Source organism: Synechococcus lacustris Maggiore-St4-Slac, from assembly GCF_024345595.1.
Taxonomy (GTDB): Bacteria; Cyanobacteriota; Cyanobacteriia; order PCC-6307; family Cyanobiaceae; genus Synechococcus_D; species Synechococcus_D lacustris.
Map to the genome: position 1 here is coordinate 133911 of NZ_JAGQBK010000001.1, position 19779 is coordinate 153689.

Sequence of the window (19779 nt, forward strand, 5' to 3'; positions counted from 1 at the left end):
GGGTTGCGCTGGGAGGGGTGAGTAATTCTGAGCCATTCATTTATCTGAAATATTCCGAGGGTTCACCCACGGGCTGGTGGTACGAACGGGTTGTGCCAAAGCTCCTAAGGCGGCCCTTGGGGCGCCGTAATTTTCGCCGCTTTCTGGGGGCCAATCTCAACCAGGCCCATTGGCGTTATCGGGAGGTGGATGAGGAGGTACAAAGGCTATTGGGGTTAAGCACCGGCACCTTGCAGTTGCGCAAGCGGGAGGTGCGATTGGTGGCCAAAGATTGCGCCCGGGAATTCCAGCAGCAATATCCACCGGCAAGTGAATGGCAGCTTCCTGGAGAAGAGGATCTGGCTGAACTTTTGGTGAATGCTTTTCGCGCAAGGGGCCTGGTGCTTGATGCTGATTGCTTTCCTTTGGCTAGGGAAACCTTTTGCGCGCAATTACGCCAACCCTTGGATCACCACAAGCAACCGGGTGGCCCCACCACGGTGGCCGGTTGGGTGGCCCAACGCAGCCAGCGGAGCAATTCAGCCGTTGGCAGTGAATTGTTATGGCATCGGGAATTAAAACGCTTGCTCAGCTTTAGCGAAGTGAGCCTGCCGGCAGCTGTTAGTGAAGGTGCGGCCTGGCGCTGGCGTAATCACCTTTTTGCTAATGCCAGCACCAGCACTGCCCAAAAGCGCTTAACGGTGATTCGCGCTTTTTATGCCCAGGCCTATCGCCAGGGGATGGTGGCGATGAATCCCTTCGCTGGCCTTGAGCCCTTACCGCTTAGCCCAAGGCCTGAACCGAATTTGGCCCCAGCTTTTTTGCAACAGCTCGATGGCAGGTTTAAGGCTGATCCGATTTATCTAATGGTGCGGATACTCGGTTTGCGCAGCCTTGAAGTGGCCGGCTTAAGGCCGATCGATTGGGGGTTGCAACAGGGGCAGCCGGTGCTTTGGATTCGCAGTTGGGGATTGCAGAACGAAGGACGACCCTGTAGGGCTGGTCAAGAGCGCTGCTTGCCACTGCCTAATTGCCTGCATGGCCTCTGGAAGCAATGCAGCGGTTCGGCTGAAACTCCCCTCTGGGCGGAGGAAGGCGCCGATGGCATTAACCGCTTTGCCAAGCGGTGGGCCGCCGCTTTTCGCCGCCAGGGGGGCTGTAGTGCCAGTGCCTTGCGCCGCTACCGCCAAAGCCAATGGCAAATCAAGGGGGCTGATGGCCATGTTTTGAATCGCCTGTTGGGCACGCTTGCAGCTAGCCGCCAACCCGGATGGGATCAAGTGGAGGGCTTGGAGCCATGGCTGCAACTTGCGGCGGAAGAATTTGTTGTTGCACAGCCATAAGTAATTGCCAACAAAAGGCGCCTGCCCCTGATAATTAAATTCGGTTGGGCTTATCCCATGGTGTTAAACAAGCTTTTTGGCGGGCAGCGCAAGCCTTTCCTTGAAATATCGAAAGCGCCTGCCACGCCTGTGAATGTGGCGCCGGTGCAGCCTGTGGTTGAGGTGGAAGCCGAGCCTGCAATGGTGGCGGCCATTCAACTGAAGCAACCCCCAGAAACCCAAAAGCAAAAGCAACAGGAGCAAAAGCAAGCTGCGCAAAAGGAGAGCAAAGTACTCACCACGGCCCAGTTGCTGGCGGCTGAACGGGCCGAGGAGCAAGCAAAAGAAGTGGTTATTAGCAACGTAACTTTTGCAGCTGAACTTTTAAATCCCGCTAGTTCATTGCCGCGGGCAAGGCGCCTTCCTGGGGCGGCCTTAGCTGATTTCAAAGCGATGGCCGGGGAGATTCGCCGTTGACTTGTAGCCGTTGAGTTGCAGTCGTTGATGTTGCATCAGCGCTAAAGCGCATATCGCTGCAGTGGAGCAGCGCAACACTGTGCTGCTCAGGGTTATGGCCTTCCAGCCGGCATTAACGGCAATTTGTAGTTCCGCTGGGCTCCATCCCCCTTCAGGTCCGCAGGCCAGCTGCCACTGCTGGGCGGCAACTGCGGCATGGCTTTGTAGCTCCTCTTGAAGTGAACAAACCCCTGCTTCTCTTGTAACACCAATCCACCTGCAAACACCTGCTGCAGCTGGGGATGCAAGGCCATCAACGGCCAGCTTGGGCTGCTCGAGCAATGGCAACCAACACCTTTCACTTTGTTCTGTTGCTTCTTTTAAAATGGTTTTCCAGCGATCTATGCGCTGCTCACCGGGCTCCAGCAGGGAGTATTCAGCCTGCAAAGGCTGCAATTGATCCACCCCTAATTCAGTTGCCATGCGCAGCATTAAATCAAGGTCGCGCCTAAATAAACCAAATAACAAATTTATTTTTGGCGTAGCCGCTTGGATTGCAGGCAAGTTTTCTAGCAGATTTGCAGATCCAGCATTACCTAAGCTGGCAAGATAGGTGCCACCACAGCCATCACAAATAGTGAAGCCACCACCTGGCTTAAGCCTTAAAACCCTTTGCAGATAGTGTAATTCCCCTGGATTTAAAGCAATGGAGTTGCTGGCAGTTGTTAATCGCTCTGGGGAGATAAGTAGACGTCTTTGCTCAGCCATACAACTAACACTTAGTTTTCAAAAAAGCGATCTTCGCTTTCTTCAACGGGCCATTCATCATTGAGGCCACCCACCTGTAATTCCTCGATTTGCAGTAGGTCGCGGTCGAGGCAACGCAGGGCATTTATCAACACATCTAAACCAACGCCATCGCTGGTGCCGAGATCAAGCCACACCCGCGCCCATTCGTTTTGATATTCAAATTCACCCATGTTGTGCATAACAGCCAGCAGGGAGGTTTCAGCTTCGTCGTTGTCGTAGGTCATCCAACTCACATCAGCCCCCTCCTCATGCACCTGCAGATTTTCGGCATTGAAGCCGCCAAGGCGGCCAAGGAAATACCAACAGTTGAAGGTTTCCTCTAGGTATTGGCGTTCCCCCTGGCCTGGCACGTTTGGAAAACGCAGCCAAAACCAACAATTGAAGGGATCGAAATCGCGGAAAGTTACCTGCATGCAGCCAAGCTAGGCACCAGTGAATGGATAGACCAGGCATTGCTGGAACTTGAAGCGATCACTTATCACCCAGCCAGCAGTGAAAAGGCGATCCTCGCTGGCTTGAATTTGCAGTTGCAGCTGGGTGAACCTGCCCTGGTGGCGGGCCGCAGTGGCAGTGGCAAGAGCAGCCTGTTGGATTTAATTGCTGGCCTTGCCAGCCCCGATGCCGGTGAGATCCGCTGGGAGGGTAGAGCTACCACTGCGCGGCAAAGGCGCTGGTTATGTGGGTTGGTTTTTCAATTTCCAGAACGTCATTTCCTTGGCCTCAGCGTTGCCCAGGAGTTGCGCATCGGCCATCGCCGGCTGCCATCCGAAAAGATTGAGACGGTGTTAGCTCAAGTTGGTTTAGCTGGGATTTCTTTGCAGCAAGCACCAGAACAACTAAGCGGCGGCCAGCAGCGCCGCTTGGCCCTGGCGGTTCAATTGCTAAGGGATCCACCGATCCTGCTTTTGGATGAACCCACGGCAGGTTTGGATTGGTCGGTGCGGCACAACCTGTTGGAATTACTTGTTCCTTTGAGCCGTGAACGCTTGTTGCTGGTGGTTACCCATGAACCGGAGGCATTTGAAGGTTTAAGCCAACACCAATGGCACCTGGAGCATGGGCGCTGTTTACGATTAACTGATTCGAGCCCCATCCATGCCTGACCAGTTGGTGCGTGCCACGGCAGCCGGAGGTGGCATCCGCCTGGTGGCCATCAATACAACGGTTACAGCCCGTTATGCCAGGCGTCGCCATAACCTTTCCTACCTAACAAGCGCCCTCTTGGGCAGGGCGATGACCGCTGGCCTGTTGTTAGCCAGTTCGATGAAAGTTGCCCATGGCAGGGTGAACCTACGCATCCAGGGCGATGGACCCTTGAAGGGGGTGATGGTTGATGCCGGCAGGGATGGCACGGTGCGGGGCCAGGTGGGTACACCTGAGTTGGAGTTGGATCCAATTGGTGAACCAGCTCAATTTGATTTTGGTAGGGCTGTTGGTAAGGGTTATCTGCATGTGGTGCGTGATAAGGGCCAAGGCCCCCCATATAGCAGCACAGTAGAACTTGTTAGCGGTTGTATTGGTGAGGATATTGCTTCCTATTTGCTTCATTCTGAGCAAACACCATCTGCGGTTTTTGTGGGTGAAACTATCGACAACAGCGGCATTCGCAGTGCTGGTGGTGTTTTGGTGCAGATATTACCTAAGGCGGCTGAGGAACCAGCCCTGGTGGCTCTTTTAGAGGAGCGCTGCAGTGAAATAAGCCAATTCAGTAAGCGCTTGCATGCCTGCGCCGGCAACTTACATGAATTACTAGAAGATATTTTTCCTAAACTTGATCCTGTTTTAGTGGGTGGCGGCGAGGCAATTCAACCCATAAGTTTCCATTGCCCATGCACACGTAAACGCAGCCTTGAGGCGCTTAAGTTGCTTGGTGCTGAAGAGCTGGAAGATATGATAAAAGTAGATAACGGCGCTGAATTAACTTGTCATTTTTGCAACGAAATATATAATTTTGATCGCAAGGAATTGGAGGATTTAATTAAATGTTTATAGATTATTGGTGGTTTGCAGTTAGCAACGTGGCTACTTTGCGAACAGATGAAAAGTGTGCGGTTTGGTTCGATGTGATCAACTAAATTTGCTGCACTAGATAAGGCGCTGCTGCAGCCTCCAAAGGGCATTTGCTACCTCGGTGAGCATCAGCTCAACTGAGCAAGTGGCTTGCTTAGATCTATCAGAAAAGCCACTGCAAAGTTCTAGCAAATGTTGTGCCCATGGGTAATGCGCTAACAACATTAAATAGAGAGAGCTCAGCTGTGCAGCCGGGGTTGCTTAGAAAACAGGAGTTAAATTTATAAAATGCTCACTTCGCTAATAATTAATCAAATAAAATAGCGGTTATTGCAAGCATGATTAAGGCTGGAATTGTTGCTACTTGGCTGCTGCCTATGGCTATGTAGCTGCTGGCAAGTGTTCCTAATAAGAGACCAACGGCAAGGGCGCCCACCCCTAAACCTACGGCGGCGAGCAGCCGCGAACGTCTGCGTTGCAGCGCTCCGATCGTTAGCAGGCTGGCTATGGCTAGCAATAGCTCCGGGGTGCCCAACTGATTTGCAGTAAGTAAAAGCAAAAGCAACAGCACGCCATGGCCCGCCAGTGGCAGCCACAGCTGCTTGCCTTCTGCCAGCTTGATGCTCGGTTTTTGCCACTTGAATTGGGGGCGTGGCAGGCTTTGAAGCGCAGGGATGCGTGCCACCAATGAGGGGCTTGCTGGCGCCGTATTGCCTATGGCTGCTTCCCTTTTTGATGCCGTAGCAGCAGCCCCAGTTAGTTGCCCCAATTGGCGTTCCTTCAGCCTCTGCATCAATACAGCGTCGTAGGCACTTTCAACCCGGGCTCGGCCCTGGGCATCATCGCTTGTTAGAAGGTTGAGGCACTGCTCTTTTGCCTGCTGCACCTGCTCAAAGCTGGCATCAGCGCTGATACCAAGCCTGGCGTATGGATTGCTGCTTTCTGGGTCGGGGGGAAGGGTTCCCTGGGCCATGGGGTGAACCTGCAGTAATTGCAGCCTATTAGGGAATGGTAGAGCGCTTAAAAAACCGGTTGGCTTGGTTGATAACCGTGGGCCTCAAGTTGATGCTTTTGGTTTGGCATCGCATCGGCGCTTAACCAGCGCCGGCGCTTTAGCAATGGCATTTGAGGGGGCAGATGGGAACCTTCAATCCACTCGTATTGGCCATTGCCCTGGTTGGGGCTGCTTTGCAAGCGAACGTAGTCGCAACCGCCATCTTTTCTGGGTCTCACCCACCACTGGGTCACCATCGCTGGTTCCGGTACATCCTTTAATCATGGCGAGGCCCAGCAGCAGCTGTGGCTTCACAGGCTGATTGGTTCAAGGCCACTCACCACCGGTGCCACCGCCGCTAGTTCAAGGGCTGGATGGTCTTCTTGTAATTGATTCAAATTCCAATCATTTTTAAATAACAACACAGGTCGATCCCAGCAATCGCGCACGGTTTTGCAATTAAAAATCCTGCCAACACTTTCGAGCACCGGCCAGCCACCGCTCACCCAACGGGCCACTGAAAAGCCCAATGGTTCCAAATTAGTTGGCACACCATATTCATTCTCCAATCGATGCTGAACCACCTCCAGTTGCAATTGACCAACGGCGGCGAGGATCGGATCGCGTTTGCTTTGATCGGTGTCGTAGAGGATTTGCACTGCCCCCTCCTCCCTCAATTCATTTACACCCTTACGAAAACTTTTAAATGCCGATGGGTTTGGATTACGCAACCAGGCAAATAGCTCTGGGCTAAAACATGGAATGCCTTCATATTCCACCTTTGCTCCCATATATAAAGTGTCGCCAATGGCAAACATACCTGGATTATTTAGGCCGATCACATCACCGGGATAGGCCTCATCTACCACCTCGCGATCCTGGCCAAAAAGTTTTTGGGGTCGCGAGAGCCGAATAGATCTACCGCTGCGTGCATGTTGAACGGTCATGTCTTTTTCAAATTTGCCTGAGCAAACCCTCACAAAAGCAACCCTGTCTCGATGACGAGCATCCATATTGGCTTGTAATTTAAATACAAAGCCACTGAAATCAGTGCGCAATGGATCAACGGGCCCCTCCCTGCTTTGCCTAGCTACTGGCTTTTGCGCTAATTCTAAAAACGTATCGAGGAATGGATGCACACCAAAGTTTGTCATCGCGCTACCGAAAAACACCGGGGTTAGGGCGCCGGCATGAACCAACTCCAAATCCAATTCAGCGCCGGCTGCTTCCAACAGCTCTAATTCCTCAATCGCCTGGGCTAATAATTCAGGCTCCACTAAATTTACGAGGGCTGGATCATCAAGTTGTAGGCGACTTTCCCCTGCCTGTTTACCCCTTTCCCCCCGTTCAAATAAAATCACCTCCCTACTGCGTCTATCGATTACGCCACGAAAACGTTCGCCGCTGCCGATGGGCCAATTAACGGCCCATGGTGATAAACCAAGCTCCTTTTCAATTTCATCTAACAGTTCAAGCGGTTCGCGACCCGGTCGATCCATCTTATTGATAAAAGTGAAGATTGGGATCTGCCTAAGCCGGCAAACTTCAAATAGTTTGCGGGTTTGAGGTTCTAAGCCTTTGGCTGCATCTTCAAGCATCACGGCATTATCTGCCGCCGCTAATGTTCGATAGGTGTCTTCTGAAAAATCCTGGTGGCCTGGGGTATCGAGGAGATTGATTGTGTTGCCGTCATAATCAAATTGCAACACTGTTGATGTAATTGATATACCCCGCTGTTTCTCTATTTCCATCCAATCTGAAGTAACCCGCCGCTGCTCACCCCTAGCTTTTACAGCACCGGCCTGTTGGATTGCACCGCCATAGAGCAATAGCTTTTCGGTAAGGGTGGTTTTACCAGCATCGGGGTGGGAAATGATTGCGAAGTTGCGCCGCCTTGCTACAGCGTCGCGAAAGGCCAGCTCCTCGGGGCTGAGCGCTATCGATCCAGGGCTGCTTGTCATCGCTTCAGCCTGGCAGGTCGAAGGGCCCTAAACCCTTCTATGTAGCCTTAAACCGCTGTGGATTTTGCCCATGACTCGCCCGGATCCCAGTTTTTCAAGCCAAACCGTATTCAATAACCCCGATGGATTTGCCATGGCATTCAGCGATGCCTGGCAGGCACTTCATAAAGAAAACCTCAGCCGTGAGCAATGCCTTGAGCAGGTGATGCAGCAGTTGGCGGATCACCCATTCCTGCTGCAGGCCCCAGCTCAAGCAAAGGAACTGGCTGCTTTTCGCATGCGCCTTTTGGGCTACTAACCGCCAGAGGCCTTAGGCCAGATCAGCTACCGGCATTCGCCCCCTACCGCTACCAGTGGCGTATTAGCTTCTCTCGTAATACCAGATCTAGTACCGGTGACCTCCACCATCCAAAGGCTTGAAGAGTTGAATCCCAACGGGCTTTCTGCCAACTCCAATCAAGACCCTTATTTCCCCGTAACGGCGCCTGCTGCAAACCCGGTTTTTTATCGCACCTATAGCCGTAAAACCCCCTTTGGTAGAGAAAGCTGGCAGCAGGTGGCAGAACGCAATTTGGAGGGTTTGCGCCAGTTGGGGCAGCTCGATGGCCAGGAAGTTGACCTAATTCGGCGCATGCAGCAGAAGCAAAAATCCTTGCCCTCTGGCCGTTGGCTCTGGATAGGTGGCACCGCTTGGATTGAAAAGCCTGAAAATTTTTCTGGTGCCTACAACTGCACATCAACCAATTTGGTGGATTGGCAGGCCTTTGGTTTGATGATGGACCTGGCCATGATGGGTTGCGGCACAGGCGCCATCATTGAGCCGCGCTTGATTGAGAAACTGCCCGCGGTGCGCAATAGCATCACGATCAAAAGTGTTGGTGATATCGGCCTCACCGCCCCAGCAGAGCGCCAAGATCACACCAGCCACAGCATTAATGGCCAGGAAGTTCAAATCAAAGTTGGTGATACCCGTCGCGGTTGGGTTGATAGCTATCAGCTGCTCCTAGAACTTTGCAGCAATCAAAATTTCAACCCAACGCTTCCGATCGAAGTGTGCGTTGATCTCGCCGATGTGCGGCCAGTGGGTGAAACCCTCAAGGGATTTGGCGGCATGGCAAATCCGGTGAAACTAAAAGATCTATACATGCGGGTTGCCCAAATCCTTAATCGGGCCATCGGCCGCAAACTCACCTCGGTTGAATGTTGCCTTCTTATTGATGAGGCTGCCGTAACGATCGTTGCTGGCAATATCCGCCGCAGTGCCGGCATGCGTCAATTTGCAGCCGATGATCAGGCTGCCGCAAGTGCCAAAGACAACCTGTGGCAACAAGACGAGCAAGGTAACTGGCGCATTGATCCCGAGCGGGATTCCCTGCGCATGGCAAACCACACCAGGGTGTTCCACAACCGCCCCAGCCGTGAGGTGGTTTTTGATGCTGTGTTGAAGCAATTCAATTCAGGTGAAGGGGCCATTCAATTTGCCCCAGAGGCGATTGCCCGCTCGAACGCTGATCTCTTAACAACAGCTGAGCTGCGCACTGAATTTCAAGACATCTATTGCGATCAAGGCAGGGAGGAGGCCGGCCGCTGGTTGCAGCTCAATCACCCGGCAATCGGTGCAGCTGAATTGGAACATCGCCTAAATCGCTATGGCTTAAATCCCTGTGGTGAAATCCTGGGCGCTGATTTTCACTGCAACTTGGCCGAGGTGCACTTAAATCAAATCGATCCTGCCGATCTGCAAGGTCAAGCAGATGCATTCAAAGCTGCAGGTTTAGCGGTAGCGGCCCTGCTCAACCATCGCTTTGAAGTGGAGCGCTATCGCCAAAGCAGGGCATGGGATCCGATTGTTGGAGTTAGTTTTACGGGCTTATTCGACTTCTTTGTGCATGCATTTGGCACCCCTTGGTTGCAATGGTGGGAGGCTGGTCGCCCCGCCAGTTCCGAGGGCCTTGTTTACAAGCAAAAGGAGGCTGAATACCTAAGCCGCTGGAAAGAAATTGTTAATCAAGCCGTGTGGGATTACTGCGATCGCCATCAATTGCGTCGCCCCAACCGTTGCACCACCGTGCAACCAGCTGGCACTAAGAGTTTGCTAACAGGTGCCTCCCCTGGCTGGCATCCCCCAAAGGCCCAACGTTTCATCCGCCGCATCACCTTCCGCAAAAACGACCCCGTAGCCCTGGCCTGCCTCGACTACGGCTACACGATCGTGCCTTCCCAAAGCGATAAGGATGAACAGGGGCGTTTGCTCGATGATCCCTTTGATCCCCGCTGCACCGAATGGCTGGTGGAAATTCCCACCCAAGTGAGCTGGGCGAATCTGCCTGGGGCAGACCAGGTGGAGATCAACAATTTTTCAGCCATGGCCCAGTTTGATTTCTATATGCAGGTGCAACAGCACTACACGGCCCACAACACCTCTGCAACGATCGAATTCCGTGAAAACGAAATCGAGCCCCTTGCAGAAGCAATCCATCAGGCGATTCAAAGGGGGGAGGGCTATATCTCTGCGGCCCTTCTGGCCCGTTTTGATGCCAATGCCACCTTCCCGCGCTTGCCGTTTGAGCCGATTGATGAGGCCACCTACCTGGAGCTGAACGCTGAAGTGCTGGTGCGCCGCCGCAATGCAGATTTCTTTGATGCCTTGCAGCGTTACGACAGCGGCGAATTGGTGGAGGCAGGGCCTGCGGGTTGTGACTCCGACAAGTGCCTGCTTCCGCTCGCCAAGAAGGGTTAAGCCCCTAGGCGCCCCGTTCCATCAGCGTGAGGGTGTCTATGGCATTTTCCAGTTGCCTTAGCAATTCCCTGCAGCAGCCCCTCTGGTGCTCAGGGCAGGCTGAATCCGGCAGGGTTTGGATCATTTCCGCCAGTTGCCTGGTGCGAATAGCAAGGAAATCGGTGCAAAGAACAGCCATGGCAGCGCGTATACCCATTTCCACCATGGAGCCCACTCTCGCGAGTCTTATCTAAGACTTTTGTTGCTGCTCCGGGTTGAATGGCGTGCCAAACTCGTTTTTGTGAGTGATGGCCTGCTTGGTTCGGGTTATTGCCCCTGGAGGGGTGGTCGAGTGGTTGATGGCTCTGGTCTTGAAAACCAGCGAAGTGAAAGCTTCCGCGGGTTCGAATCCCGCCCCCTCCGTTTATTGCTGCATCTACTGCCACCGCCTGTACCCGTTTGGCTTAGGGGCTGCTCAGATGGGGCCATTTCGGCTTTGGCAATGGCCCTTTAGATTTGCTCCGTCACAGGGCCGCACTTATACCCATTGAAAATAAAGCTGTTTCGGTTCGCTCATAGAGCCCAGCTTTTGTTTAGCTGAAGCAAGCCTTGCGGCTTAATGGGAGAGCGTATGGTTTCATCTATGCAGGCTTCCCAATCCCCAACCTCAGGCGAACCCCAAGCCGCAAATCCCCTTCCTGAAGAGCAAATCCAACAGGAGAGCGACGAGCTTGAACTGCACGATCCCGATTGGTTTGATGATGAGGCCTTTGGTGGTTCCTCCTCTGGTTTTGCTGAAGCTCCCCAGGGTTGGTGAATAGTGGCAATGCCAGCTGTGCCCACTTGGTTTATTTGGGCTTTGCTTTCGGCAATATTCACAGGGGCAACAGCTTTGCTTGCCAAGGTTGGCTTAGAGGATGTTGATCCAGACCTAGCCACCTTGGTGCGAACCCTTGTGGTTGCCGTATTTCTACCCCTGCTGATCCTGATTACTGGCAAGTGGAGCAATCCCTTGCTGCTTTCCCAACGCACTTGGTTATTTATTGCCCTCTCGGGGGTAACCACAGGCCTTTCATGGATTTGTTTTTTTAGGGCCCTTAAACAGGGTGAGGTTTCCCTGGTGGTGCCGGTGGATAGGCTCAGTTTGCTGGTGGTTGCAGTGCTTGGTTTTGCATTTTTAGGTGAGCGCCCATCGATATTTGGCTGGTTGGGTTTGTTATTGATCGGTGCTGGTGGAGTGCTGTTTTGTTTTGCTGAATAAATTCAGAGCCCCGCTTTAGTTCATTGAGCGATTGCGGCGAAGCTAAAAAATTCCATGCGCTGGGCTGGTAACCCGCCCCGGGGCATATCAACCACACCAATTGGTGTGAGTTTGCCTAGGCGTTGCTCAATCTCAGCTTCCTTATTGCCTTGAGCCGGTTCGGTTAAGCGAAATAAAATGCCACCTTTGCCCCTAAATCCATCCTTGGGGCGCCAAAAGGCAAAACCCCTGGCGTCGTTGTTGATGGTGGTGTAGGTGGCCTGGCTATCGGAGCCAAGGGCAAGGGCAAGCAAGCCAGGTTCGTAGTACCGCTGACCCACCAACAGCTTTGCTTCTTTTAGTTTTTGCCATAGTGCCGGCTGGGCCCGCAGGGCAGATCGCAACCGCGCCGGCGGGAACAATTCCTTAGAGGTGTCGTTTTCTGGAGCCAGCAAGGAGCTAGCAAAGCCATAGCGCACGTGGCTGGCGGCAATCAGCATTAATGCAGGCGGCAGTAGAGCCGTGAACCAGATCCAGGGCTTCAGCCAGCCCACACCTTTGCGCTGGGCCTGGGCCAGCCTCTCGGCAGCCAGGGGCAGCAGTAACCACCAGGTGGGTACAAGCCAACTCACCAACACCTGCATCCGACCTGCCAGCAGCAGAAACAGCAGCAGCTGGGGCAGGGCTAGCCAGCGCAGTAGCCCACGAAAATCGCTGTAGCGATCATGCCGCTGGGGCAATAGGCCAACAAATAGCAGCGCTGCAATCGTGGGGAAAAGGGCCAGCACCTGGGTGAGGAGAAACAGGGGTGGGCCGGCAAAATTGAAACCACCACTGGCCTGGGTGCGAGCGCTATGGAAAAGGAAAGATATCCAACCATTTTGAATATTCCATATCCACAGGGGGCTTGAAACCAATAACCAGCCAGCCATAGCTAGCCCACCTTCCCAACTAAACAGGCGGCTGCGGCTGCTCCTATTGCTAAGGGCCCAGAGCAGAAGGCATAGCAACAGCGGTAAGGCTTGGTATTTGCTCAAGGTGAGCAAGCCCAGTAACAAACCCAGCCAGCCCCAATTAAGCCCAACGGCAAGGGCCCACACCACGGCGCTAAGGCTTAGTAGTAAGGGGGCATCGGGTAACAGCATCACCCCGCCCACCACCAGCAGTAGGGGCGAGAGGGCGGTTAAGGCTGCTGTCCATGGGCCGCTGCCGGCTGCCAGGCGTTTTTGGGCGGCGAGGGCAAGCAAGCCACTGGCCAAGGTGTAGCTAATCAAGCTCGGGATCCGCAGGCCAAAGCTGTCCCCCGGCAGCTGCCAACCAAGCCAGGCCCATAACCCCACCATGATCGGGTGGTCGTAGTAGCTAGCGGCTAGGTGATGGCCGTAGAAAAGGTAATAGGCCTCGTCGTAACCAGGCGGCAGCAGCAGAGCGATCGCAATTCTTAGCGCCAGGCCCGCAAGCAAATATCTACCGATCAGTTTCATGCCGGTAGCTCTCCGCTTGTTGATAAACAGTTCAGTAATAAACAAACGCTAAAGCCACCATTGGCTGGATCCCTTAATTCCAGCCTGCCGCCATGCAACTGGGCAACCCTGCTGGCGATTGCTAAACCCAGGCCGCAGTGGCCGCTGCCGCCCCTAGCCGCATCTAAGCGTTGAAAGGGCATTAGGGCTTGATCCCGTTGGTTTTTGGGAATGCCCTTGCCCTGATCGGTAACGCTGATAACCACCAGCGATTTCTCTTTTGTTAGCTCAACAATTAACGGTGCTTTGCCATAGGAAAGCCCATTGTCGATCAGATTCATGAGGGCTCTGCCAAGGGCCACTGGTTGCACAAGGGCTTGCATGGGAATTAAGCGCAGTTCAATGGGTTGATCGCTGTAGTGAGCGCTTAGTTCGCCAATTAATTCCTGCAGTGGCAACAAAATTTTTTGTTCCCCTTGGCCGCCGCCGGCAAAAAGCAGAAACTGACCGGTAATTCTCTCGAGGGCATCAAGGTCGGCTTGGGCTTGGCCACTGGCACCTTCCACCGCTAGGCGCAGGCGTAAACGGGTGATCGGGCTTTTTAAGTCGTGGGCGATTCCAGCCAGCATGGTGGAACGCTCCAGTTCAGTTTGTTCAAGGCGAGCCACCATTGAATTAAAGCGGCGGCTGAGCCTTTGCACCTCCCCAGCACCCTCTTGGCTTAATGGTGCTGGCCGCTCTTCTAAGCCCACCCTGGCAAGGGCCCGCTCAAGCCTTTGCAGGGGTCTTTGCACTTCCAGAAGTAGAAACAGTGCACCGGCTACAACGGTGCCGCTGAGCAATGAAAGCGAAGCCAGCAGCGGGTCGGGGGGCCACCAATGGGTGTTGGGTAGGGGCGCATAGAGCCACACCCGTTCTAGGGGGCTAAGTAACTCGATCCATACCCCTGCTGCTTTGCTGTTACTGAGGCGCACCTCAGGGCAATGGCGCAGTCTTTTGCACAATTCCAGCCTTAATTCGCGGTCGCGATTGCCTTGTTTAACTGCTTTTATTGGCAGGTTGGTGGCAAGCCGCAGGCCGCTTTGCTGGGCGATTACCGCCGGTGGAAAACGTTCAAGGCCAACTTCGCTGAGCCTGATCACACCGGCAAGGTTCCTGCCCATTTGCTGCATCTGGGCCCGCTCAAGCCGTTGCCCCAGCAGCAGCTGCAATAAAACCAGGCTGGCCCCCCAGCTGAGCAACAGAAATAGAGAAAACCTGAGCAGCAAGGCCCCGGAGGGCGATTTCATTGGTTATTTGCTGCGGGGGGTGCCATCTGGAACAAAAACGTAGCCATATCCCCACACAGTTTGGATGTAACGCGGTTTGGTGGGGTCGGCCTCAATCAATTTACGAACCCGTGACACCTGCACATCCATGCTGCGGCTATCGGTATCACTGCTGGGGCCGCGGGCAAGTTCAATCAATCTTTCCCGCGAAAGGGGCCGATGGGGATTTTGCACAAAGGCGGCCAGCAGGCCGAATTCACCGCTAGTGATCACAATTGCTTCCCCGCAGCGCTCCAAGCTGCGGGCGGCAAGATCAAGGCAATTTTCACCAAATTGAATGATTTCTCCATCGATGAGCGGAGTGCCGGCTGGAATGCTGCCGCGGCGGCGTAAAACGGCCTCAATCCTTGCGGTGAGCTCCCTTGGCATAAATGGCTTTGCTAGGTAATCGTCGGCCCCTTGCTCAAGGCCAATAATTCGATCTACCGCCTCGCCCCTGGCTGTGAGCATCACCACAGGTAGGTCGTCGCCGTTATCCCTAAGGCGCCTCAATAGGGTTAGGCCATCATCGCCTGGCAGCATTAAATCCAAAACCACCAGATGGGGCCGTTGAAATTCCAACCTGGCTAAAAATTGTTTGCCGTCGTTGAGGGTGCGAACTTCGTATCCCTGCTCGCTGAGATATGTGTTCAGCAACTGCCTAAGTTCAGGATCATCGTCTACCACCCAAATGGTGTGCGCCTTGCCCATGGATCTGGTAGATGCTTTACGGATTGGATTTAGCACAACTAGCACCTAGAATTAATTGCATGGTTCGTTTATTACTGCTGCTATTAATATTTTGGGGCAGCTTTGCTAGCCCTGGCAGCTGCCAAAATCCAAACCAGAATCCATACCAAAATCCAAACAAAAACGAAGTTAACGATTATCGCCGCCGGCTATGGGAGTTATTTCATCGGCTAGATCACGATGGCGATGGCAAGTTGCAGCCGGATGATCTGCGTAAATATCCCCGCCTACGCAGCCTCGATCAAAACGGCGATGGACAGGTTCTAATTAAGGATCTCCCATCCCTTAACGATGGCCCATTGGGGGAGCGAATCCAGAATGCTTTTAGGTTCGCAGATCGCGATGGTGATAACCAGTTGGATGCTGAAGAAGCAAAAAGCTTGCCCGGGATTTACTCTAGATTTAAAATGTTTGATAAAAACTTAAATGGTAAAATCAGCATCCAGGAATTGCTCTGGTTGCATCATTCCCTGGGGCCAGGCCGCTGAAAACCCCAGCTTTTAACTGGGTTTTCGATGCCAAAAGAGTTTGAAGAAACCCTGTTTGCTATTTTTGGTGAAATAATCTTATTCAGCTTTTTGGCTGGATATGAAATTGGCATTTCAGGATTTATAAGCCGAGCTATTCTTACGAGTCCGCCTAATAATAAAATTAAACTAGCAACCACCAATCCGATTAAAACTAATGCCCCCAGGGTTTGAATAATCCCAAGGCCCAGATGCACCAGGCCAACGCTGATGTTGCCAAGGGCTGTGCTGAAAAACAACAGGGTGTCGAGGCGGCTTGGCAATTGGGAAAGGCCAAATATCAGCCCCAAGCCAGCTGCCATCCAAGCCAAGGCCATCACAAGTGCCTGCCAACGACCTGGCATTGCAGGGCGCCTTCGCCGGCGGGGCCTCAGGGCGGATTGTTTTTTTAAAGCTGGCATCTGCTTACGCTATCGAGCCCAGAGGTTGGGTCAAGTAACCCGCCTGGATCATCCAGCGCACAAATTCATCGATAACAAGGGCGTTGGGGCACTGCACAAGGCTGAGGCCATCCACGGTGCAATCGCCCTGGCCCGTGTGGTGCAGGCTGATTAAAAAACCATCACCACTGAGGCCGCACACTTCTGGGTCGCTGCGCACAACCACATCAAGTTCACTGCCCAAGCGCGTTATCAGCCTCCTTAATTCACTCCAGCTCGGCGACTGGCTCATGGCTTGATGTTTTGGTTGGTTTGCTGAGGCAAGCCAGGGCTAGTTGGCCTTGGCAGAGGCAGCAGCAGGCTAAATAAACCACATAGGGCAACGGCAGCTACGGCGGCTGTGGGGGATGCCCAGCGCTGCAGCGAGGGCGCCTTTGGAAGCCGTTTTTTCTTGGCTATGGCAATTGGTTGCTCTAAGCGCAAACCCTGCCTCGGATCTAGCAGCATTTGATCGAGGCATTGGGTGAGATCTGCCAGTTCTGCATCATCTAGCTGCAAATCCAAGGGCGGCGTGTTGGGTTGGCTGCTGCGCAGTTGCAACTGATGCCCCCTTCCCCTTGGACCTAAAACCACTGCCTCAGTTTTGCTTGTTTGTTTCTGGGCGGCACCACTAAGCATCAGGTTCACGTAGGGAAGCACTGTTTCCACCAATGCTTCTAGGTGTTCACGTTTGCCTTGGAGTGAGGCCCGTTGGCCAAGGTTTAATTCCCATGAGGTGAGAATTGCCAAAAGCAGCTCTGGATTGTTTTGGCCCTGGGGTGCAGCGCTCACATCGGGAAGACCCTTTAATTCCAAACGGCAACTGGATTGCTCGTAGCGCAGGGCCATACCTCCAAAGGAATTCATTTATTGCCATCCATCAAGCTGGTTTCTAACCGTTGCATGCCAGCCCCGCCTGCGCAGAAAGCAAGGGTTTGCACCACTTCCCGGCGCCGTTGCGCTCCGCTTTTTTCATCTAGCAATTGGCGCACAGCCCCTCTTTTTAAATTCATTCTTTCACCGATTAGATCGTTGTAACGCTCAGCAAAAAGTGCCCATCGCTGTTGGCTGAGTTCATCGGGTTCACCACTTGATAGCAGTTGCCTCAACATCGGATAAAGCCGTTGGGAAAGGCTGCATACCAATTGAATTAACCCCTGTTGTTCTGCGGCAGTCCATTCCCCCCTGCGGCTGGCCCGCCTTAAGGGGTTGCGGCAACGGCTTTTCCAAAGGGCAACCCTATCGGGGAAGGCCTGTTGCAGTTCCAGTTGCTCACAGCTCCAGAGCATTGCCTCGCTGCCGTGCAGGTCTAGGGCTTCAATGGCTAGTAGCAATAGATCAAGGCGCTCCATGCCCCGGCGGGGTAGGGAACGTTGCTGGGATCGGGCGAAGGAGATGGCCAATGGTTGGGGGCGATGGCTGCGATGATGGCAGTAGAGCAGGTATACCGTCACCCCCTGCCAGCAACCATGGATCTATCCCTCGACCAGCAGCTGCGAGCTTTGGTGCGGGATGTTCCAGATTTTCCGAAGCCTGGCATTTTATTTAGGGATCTAAGCCCCTTGATGCGCGATCCCCGCGCCTGGCGCCTTGTGGTGGAAGGTTTGGCTGCCAAGGTTGAAAGCCATCGCCCCGAATTGATTGTGGGCATCGAAGCCCGGGGCTTTTTAGTGGGTAATGCCCTCGCCTTTGCCATGGATCGCGGTTTTGTGCCAGTGCGTAAACCAGGCAAATTGCCAGGGCCAGTGGAAGCGATTGATTACAGCCTTGAATACGGCAGCGACCGCTTGGAAATCCAAGAGGATGCCCTAGCTGGTGCGCCGCGGGTTTTGATAATTGATGATTTATTGGCCACAGGCGGAACCGCTGCCGCCTGTGCCTCCCTGGTGGAGAAGGCTGGTGGGGTGGTTTGCGGCTATGGCTTTGTGGCAGAGCTCACTGAATTAAGTGGCCGCAATCGATTACAAAAAAACCTGCCGATTGAAGCCCTAATTAGTTACTGATCTAGTTACCGGTCAAGTTACTAATTATTGACGCTCTTGCCAGTCGTATACCTGATCTAACTGGCCAAGGCTCAGCAGACCAAAGCGCCAGAGCGTTACTGGAAGGGGAGCCTGTTCTTGCACCGATTGACGTACTCCTAGGGCAAGGGCGTCGTCGCTCAAGCCAATGTCCCTGCGGAGGTAATCCACAAGGGCAGAGGGGGGAACCGGTTGTGGCGAGGTGGTGATCACCATTGCCGAGTATTACCTGGGGAAAGAAAAAATTTAGCTAGGCCAGCAGTGTGCCCCCGAAAGCAGCAGATGGCTATTAAGAAAGCCTTAAATAAAGTGATATTCCTAATTTGTCCAGGCTCCGCTTGCCAGCTTCAAGCTCAATTTTCTGAGCAGGCCACTGGCTTTTAACAGTTCAAGAACCCTGCTTCTAAACCAGCGCAGCAGTGGTTGTTGATTTGAAAACAACCGCACCAATGCATCGGTGGCAACCATGGTGCTGAGCAGATCAAACCAACGCCGTTGCTGATACCTAGCCAGCAGCAGAGCTAGGCCTGTGCCCCTCTGGCGCTGGCGTTTGGCCTCCTGGAGCAAAGTGCTCACATCCCGCCAGCAGAGATTTAAGCCTTGCCCGCCAACGGGATGGCAGCGATGGGCGCTTTCACCGCAAAGCAACACCTTCCCCTGCACCAGTTTTGGCGCCAAACGCCACTCCACGGCAAAGGCGCCTGGCTTGTCGAGGATGGCAATGGGCCTGATCTGGCTTGGCAGTACCTGGCTTAGTTTTTCAAGTAGGGCAGGTTCTGCTAACGCAGCCCTTTGCCTGCATTGCTGCAGTGGTGCACTCCAAACCACTTGCGCATGGCCATCGCCCAGGGGCAACACCGCCAGGGGCCCCTCCGGCCTAAACAATTCCCAGGCGGTTTCGTTGTGGCTATTGCCCTGCTGCAGTTCCACTTGAACCGTTAGGCAGCCCTGCCGGTAGGGCCAGCCATAAAAACCAATGCCAAGGGCTTTACGGCCGCTGGAGTTAGGCCCTTCCGCCAGCACCGTGAGCTGAATATCTGAATTGATGCCGCTGCTTGCTTCGCCAAGGCGCATTTGAATCGCTTGATGCTGCTGGCATTTGGCCAGCAAAAAATCCATTAGTGCAGGGTGGTTGATAATCCAACCCAACTCTTGGTTGTTTTGCCAGAAGCGCACTGTTTTTGCTGTGCTTTTGTCGCTGAGCAGCAGGGTTTTAAATGCCTGGCATCTGGGGCTCAATTCCCCCCACAGATCCAGTTGGTCAAGCAATTTCTTACTGGAATTGGTGAGGGCATAGGCGCGGCTGCGGCTGCACAGTTCGGCGCTGGTGGAGGAATCGTGCAAAATCACCTGCCAGCCGGCCTTAACCAGGGCCAGGGCTGCAAGACAGCCCGTGGGGCCAGCGCCACTCACCCAGGCCCTATCGCTATTGATGGCAGCAACTTTGGCCATAAAAAATCCCGCGGAAGAAATTCTGCCGCGGGATTTGAAACTATGGATGATCGATTGATTCGGTTATCAACCCAAACCCAGCAAGCCGTGGGTGAAGGCTTGGCCGCCAAGGGCATATTCGGTGATCAGGAGAGCAACAAAACCGAGCATTGCCATGCGGCCATTCAGTTTTTCTGCCCTTTCGTGGAAACCCCAGCCATTTTCTGGGCTTACCACTTGCATGCGGGGCTCGGCTGCAAATGCATTGAGGCGACCTCCGTCTTCAGTGGTAACGGTTGCACCGCGAATCGTGGCTTTAGCTGCGTTGCTGGCGGGTGCGGTAGCGGCCATGGCTTGAAGGAAACTTGAA

Annotated in this window: 26 protein-coding genes and 1 tRNA gene; 11 read left to right on the plus strand and 16 right to left on the minus strand. The window is 53.7% G+C overall.

Annotated features, from left to right (window positions below; translation table 11 throughout):
• The first annotated feature begins 17 nt into the window (after positions 1-17).
• Entirely contained in the window at positions 18-1322 is a 1305-nt protein-coding gene (locus KBY68_RS00705; RefSeq protein ID WP_106499396.1) for a site-specific integrase, read from the plus strand.
• 57 nt (positions 1323-1379) lie between these two features.
• Positions 1380-1778: a hypothetical protein gene (locus KBY68_RS00710; protein ID WP_255095526.1), complete on the plus strand. Its 399-nt coding sequence runs from the start codon at positions 1380-1382 to the stop codon at positions 1776-1778.
• On the opposite strand, the gene KBY68_RS00715 is transcribed toward KBY68_RS00710, so the two are convergent.
• The gene (locus KBY68_RS00715; RefSeq protein ID WP_255095527.1) at positions 1737-2525 is read right to left on the minus strand and encodes an RsmE family RNA methyltransferase; all 789 of its coding nucleotides are present in this window, start codon (positions 2523-2525) and stop codon (positions 1737-1739) included. The two genes, KBY68_RS00710 and KBY68_RS00715, sit on opposite strands and share 42 nt — an antisense overlap.
• Positions 2526-2536: 11 nt before the next feature.
• Complete coding sequence (locus KBY68_RS00720; protein WP_106499399.1) at positions 2537-2980, minus strand: DUF3531 family protein; 444 nt, start codon at positions 2978-2980, stop codon at positions 2537-2539.
• A gap of 39 nt (positions 2981-3019) precedes the next feature.
• Here KBY68_RS00720 and KBY68_RS00725 point away from each other — a divergent pair, with 39 nt between their 5' ends.
• Positions 3020-3670 carry an ABC transporter ATP-binding protein gene (locus tag KBY68_RS00725; protein ID WP_255095528.1) on the plus strand — a complete coding sequence of 217 codons (651 nt, stop codon included), beginning with the start codon at positions 3020-3022 and terminating at the stop codon, positions 3668-3670.
• Positions 3663-4559, plus strand: a complete 897-nt coding sequence (gene hslO / locus KBY68_RS00730; RefSeq protein ID WP_255095529.1) for an Hsp33 family molecular chaperone HslO — start codon at positions 3663-3665, stop codon at positions 4557-4559. Before KBY68_RS00725 ends, hslO begins: the two co-directional genes overlap by 8 nt.
• 325 nt (positions 4560-4884) lie before the next feature.
• Here hslO and KBY68_RS00735 read toward each other — a convergent pair whose 3' ends face one another.
• The 3 genes from KBY68_RS00735 to KBY68_RS00745 form a co-directional block, all read right to left on the minus strand.
• A complete protein-coding gene (locus tag KBY68_RS00735; protein ID WP_255095530.1) occupies positions 4885-5550 on the minus strand; it encodes a CPP1-like family protein in 666 nt (221 codons plus the stop codon).
• Positions 5551-5597: 47 nt separating this feature from the next.
• On the minus strand, positions 5598-5810 hold the full coding sequence (locus KBY68_RS00740) for a hypothetical protein (RefSeq protein ID WP_255095531.1): 213 nt from the start codon (positions 5808-5810) through the stop codon (positions 5598-5600).
• Between the two features lie 72 nt (positions 5811-5882).
• Positions 5883-7532 (minus strand): peptide chain release factor 3, encoded by a 1650-nt coding sequence (locus KBY68_RS00745; protein ID WP_255095532.1) that lies wholly within the window; start codon positions 7530-7532, stop codon positions 5883-5885.
• Between the two features lie 70 nt (positions 7533-7602).
• Between KBY68_RS00745 and KBY68_RS00750 the strand changes: the two genes are divergently transcribed.
• Both KBY68_RS00750 and nrdJ read left to right on the plus strand, forming a co-directional pair.
• Positions 7603-7830 carry a hypothetical protein gene (locus KBY68_RS00750; RefSeq protein ID WP_255095533.1) on the plus strand — a complete coding sequence of 76 codons (228 nt, stop codon included), beginning with the start codon at positions 7603-7605 and terminating at the stop codon, positions 7828-7830.
• Positions 7831-7956: 126 nt separating this feature from the next.
• Complete coding sequence (gene nrdJ, locus KBY68_RS00755; RefSeq protein WP_255095660.1) at positions 7957-10272, plus strand: ribonucleoside-triphosphate reductase, adenosylcobalamin-dependent; 2316 nt, start codon at positions 7957-7959, stop codon at positions 10270-10272.
• A gap of 4 nt (positions 10273-10276) precedes the next feature.
• Here the strand turns inward: nrdJ and KBY68_RS00760 are convergent, their stop codons facing one another.
• Positions 10277-10468, minus strand: a complete 192-nt coding sequence (locus KBY68_RS00760) for a hypothetical protein (RefSeq protein ID WP_255095534.1) — start codon at positions 10466-10468, stop codon at positions 10277-10279.
• Between the two features lie 121 nt (positions 10469-10589).
• Between KBY68_RS00760 and KBY68_RS00765 the strand changes: the two genes are divergently transcribed.
• The 3 genes from KBY68_RS00765 to KBY68_RS00775 all read left to right on the plus strand — a co-directional run bounded on the left by KBY68_RS00765 (position 10590) and on the right by KBY68_RS00775 (position 11512).
• Positions 10590-10674 (plus strand) — tRNA-Ser (locus tag KBY68_RS00765).
• Positions 10675-10870: 196 nt separating this feature from the next.
• Positions 10871-11068 carry a hypothetical protein gene (locus KBY68_RS00770; RefSeq protein ID WP_255095535.1) on the plus strand — a complete coding sequence of 66 codons (198 nt, stop codon included), beginning with the start codon at positions 10871-10873 and terminating at the stop codon, positions 11066-11068.
• A gap of 9 nt (positions 11069-11077) precedes the next feature.
• Positions 11078-11512: an EamA family transporter gene (locus KBY68_RS00775; RefSeq protein WP_106499407.1), complete on the plus strand. Its 435-nt coding sequence runs from the start codon at positions 11078-11080 to the stop codon at positions 11510-11512.
• 20 nt (positions 11513-11532) lie between these two features.
• Here KBY68_RS00775 and KBY68_RS00780 read toward each other — a convergent pair whose 3' ends face one another.
• Genes KBY68_RS00780 through KBY68_RS00790 form a run of 3 tightly spaced genes read right to left on the minus strand, consistent with a single transcriptional unit; the run spans position 11533 to position 14972 of the window.
• Positions 11533-12975 (minus strand): glycosyltransferase family 39 protein, encoded by a 1443-nt coding sequence (locus KBY68_RS00780; RefSeq protein WP_255095536.1) that lies wholly within the window; start codon positions 12973-12975, stop codon positions 11533-11535.
• Complete coding sequence (locus KBY68_RS00785) at positions 12972-14243, minus strand: ATP-binding protein (protein WP_255095537.1); 1272 nt, start codon at positions 14241-14243, stop codon at positions 12972-12974. The genes KBY68_RS00780 and KBY68_RS00785 overlap by 4 nt, the downstream gene beginning before the upstream one ends.
• A 3-nt stretch (positions 14244-14246) precedes the next feature.
• Positions 14247-14972: a response regulator gene (locus tag KBY68_RS00790; RefSeq protein ID WP_255095538.1), complete on the minus strand. Its 726-nt coding sequence runs from the start codon at positions 14970-14972 to the stop codon at positions 14247-14249.
• 59 nt (positions 14973-15031) lie between these two features.
• Between KBY68_RS00790 and KBY68_RS00795 the strand changes: the two genes are divergently transcribed.
• Positions 15032-15499, plus strand: a complete 468-nt coding sequence (locus KBY68_RS00795) for an EF-hand domain-containing protein (RefSeq protein WP_255095539.1) — start codon at positions 15032-15034, stop codon at positions 15497-15499.
• Here KBY68_RS00795 and KBY68_RS00800 read toward each other — a convergent pair.
• The 4 genes from KBY68_RS00800 to KBY68_RS00815 are packed head-to-tail and all read right to left on the minus strand — an operon-like array spanning position 15475 to position 17411.
• The gene (locus tag KBY68_RS00800) at positions 15475-15939 is read right to left on the minus strand and encodes a hypothetical protein (protein WP_255095540.1); all 465 of its coding nucleotides are present in this window, start codon (positions 15937-15939) and stop codon (positions 15475-15477) included. The genes KBY68_RS00795 and KBY68_RS00800 overlap by 25 nt on opposite strands.
• Before the next feature lie 4 nt (positions 15940-15943).
• On the minus strand, positions 15944-16210 hold the full coding sequence (locus KBY68_RS00805; protein WP_106499413.1) for a hypothetical protein: 267 nt from the start codon (positions 16208-16210) through the stop codon (positions 15944-15946).
• Positions 16207-16806, minus strand: coding sequence for a DUF4335 domain-containing protein (locus KBY68_RS00810; RefSeq protein ID WP_255095541.1), 600 nt, complete (start codon positions 16804-16806; stop codon positions 16207-16209). Before KBY68_RS00810 ends, KBY68_RS00805 begins: the two co-directional genes overlap by 4 nt.
• A gap of 14 nt (positions 16807-16820) precedes the next feature.
• Positions 16821-17411 (minus strand): DUF3038 domain-containing protein, encoded by a 591-nt coding sequence (locus tag KBY68_RS00815; protein ID WP_315855634.1) that lies wholly within the window; start codon positions 17409-17411, stop codon positions 16821-16823.
• A 15-nt stretch (positions 17412-17426) separates the two neighbouring features.
• On the opposite strand from KBY68_RS00815, the gene KBY68_RS00820 reads away from it, so the two are divergent.
• The gene (locus KBY68_RS00820; RefSeq protein WP_106499448.1) at positions 17427-17960 is read left to right on the plus strand and encodes an adenine phosphoribosyltransferase; all 534 of its coding nucleotides are present in this window, start codon (positions 17427-17429) and stop codon (positions 17958-17960) included.
• A 24-nt stretch (positions 17961-17984) separates the two neighbouring features.
• Here KBY68_RS00820 and KBY68_RS00825 read toward each other — a convergent pair whose 3' ends face one another.
• The 3 genes from KBY68_RS00825 to KBY68_RS00835 all read right to left on the minus strand — a co-directional run bounded on the left by KBY68_RS00825 (position 17985) and on the right by KBY68_RS00835 (position 19760).
• The gene (locus tag KBY68_RS00825) at positions 17985-18194 is read right to left on the minus strand and encodes a DUF2949 domain-containing protein (protein ID WP_106499416.1); all 210 of its coding nucleotides are present in this window, start codon (positions 18192-18194) and stop codon (positions 17985-17987) included.
• A gap of 102 nt (positions 18195-18296) precedes the next feature.
• Positions 18297-19430 (minus strand): FAD-dependent monooxygenase, encoded by a 1134-nt coding sequence (locus KBY68_RS00830; RefSeq protein WP_255095542.1) that lies wholly within the window; start codon positions 19428-19430, stop codon positions 18297-18299.
• Between the two features lie 66 nt (positions 19431-19496).
• Positions 19497-19760 (minus strand): CAB/ELIP/HLIP family chlorophyll-binding protein, encoded by a 264-nt coding sequence (locus KBY68_RS00835; RefSeq protein ID WP_106499418.1) that lies wholly within the window; start codon positions 19758-19760, stop codon positions 19497-19499.
• Positions 19761-19779 lie beyond the last annotated feature (19 nt).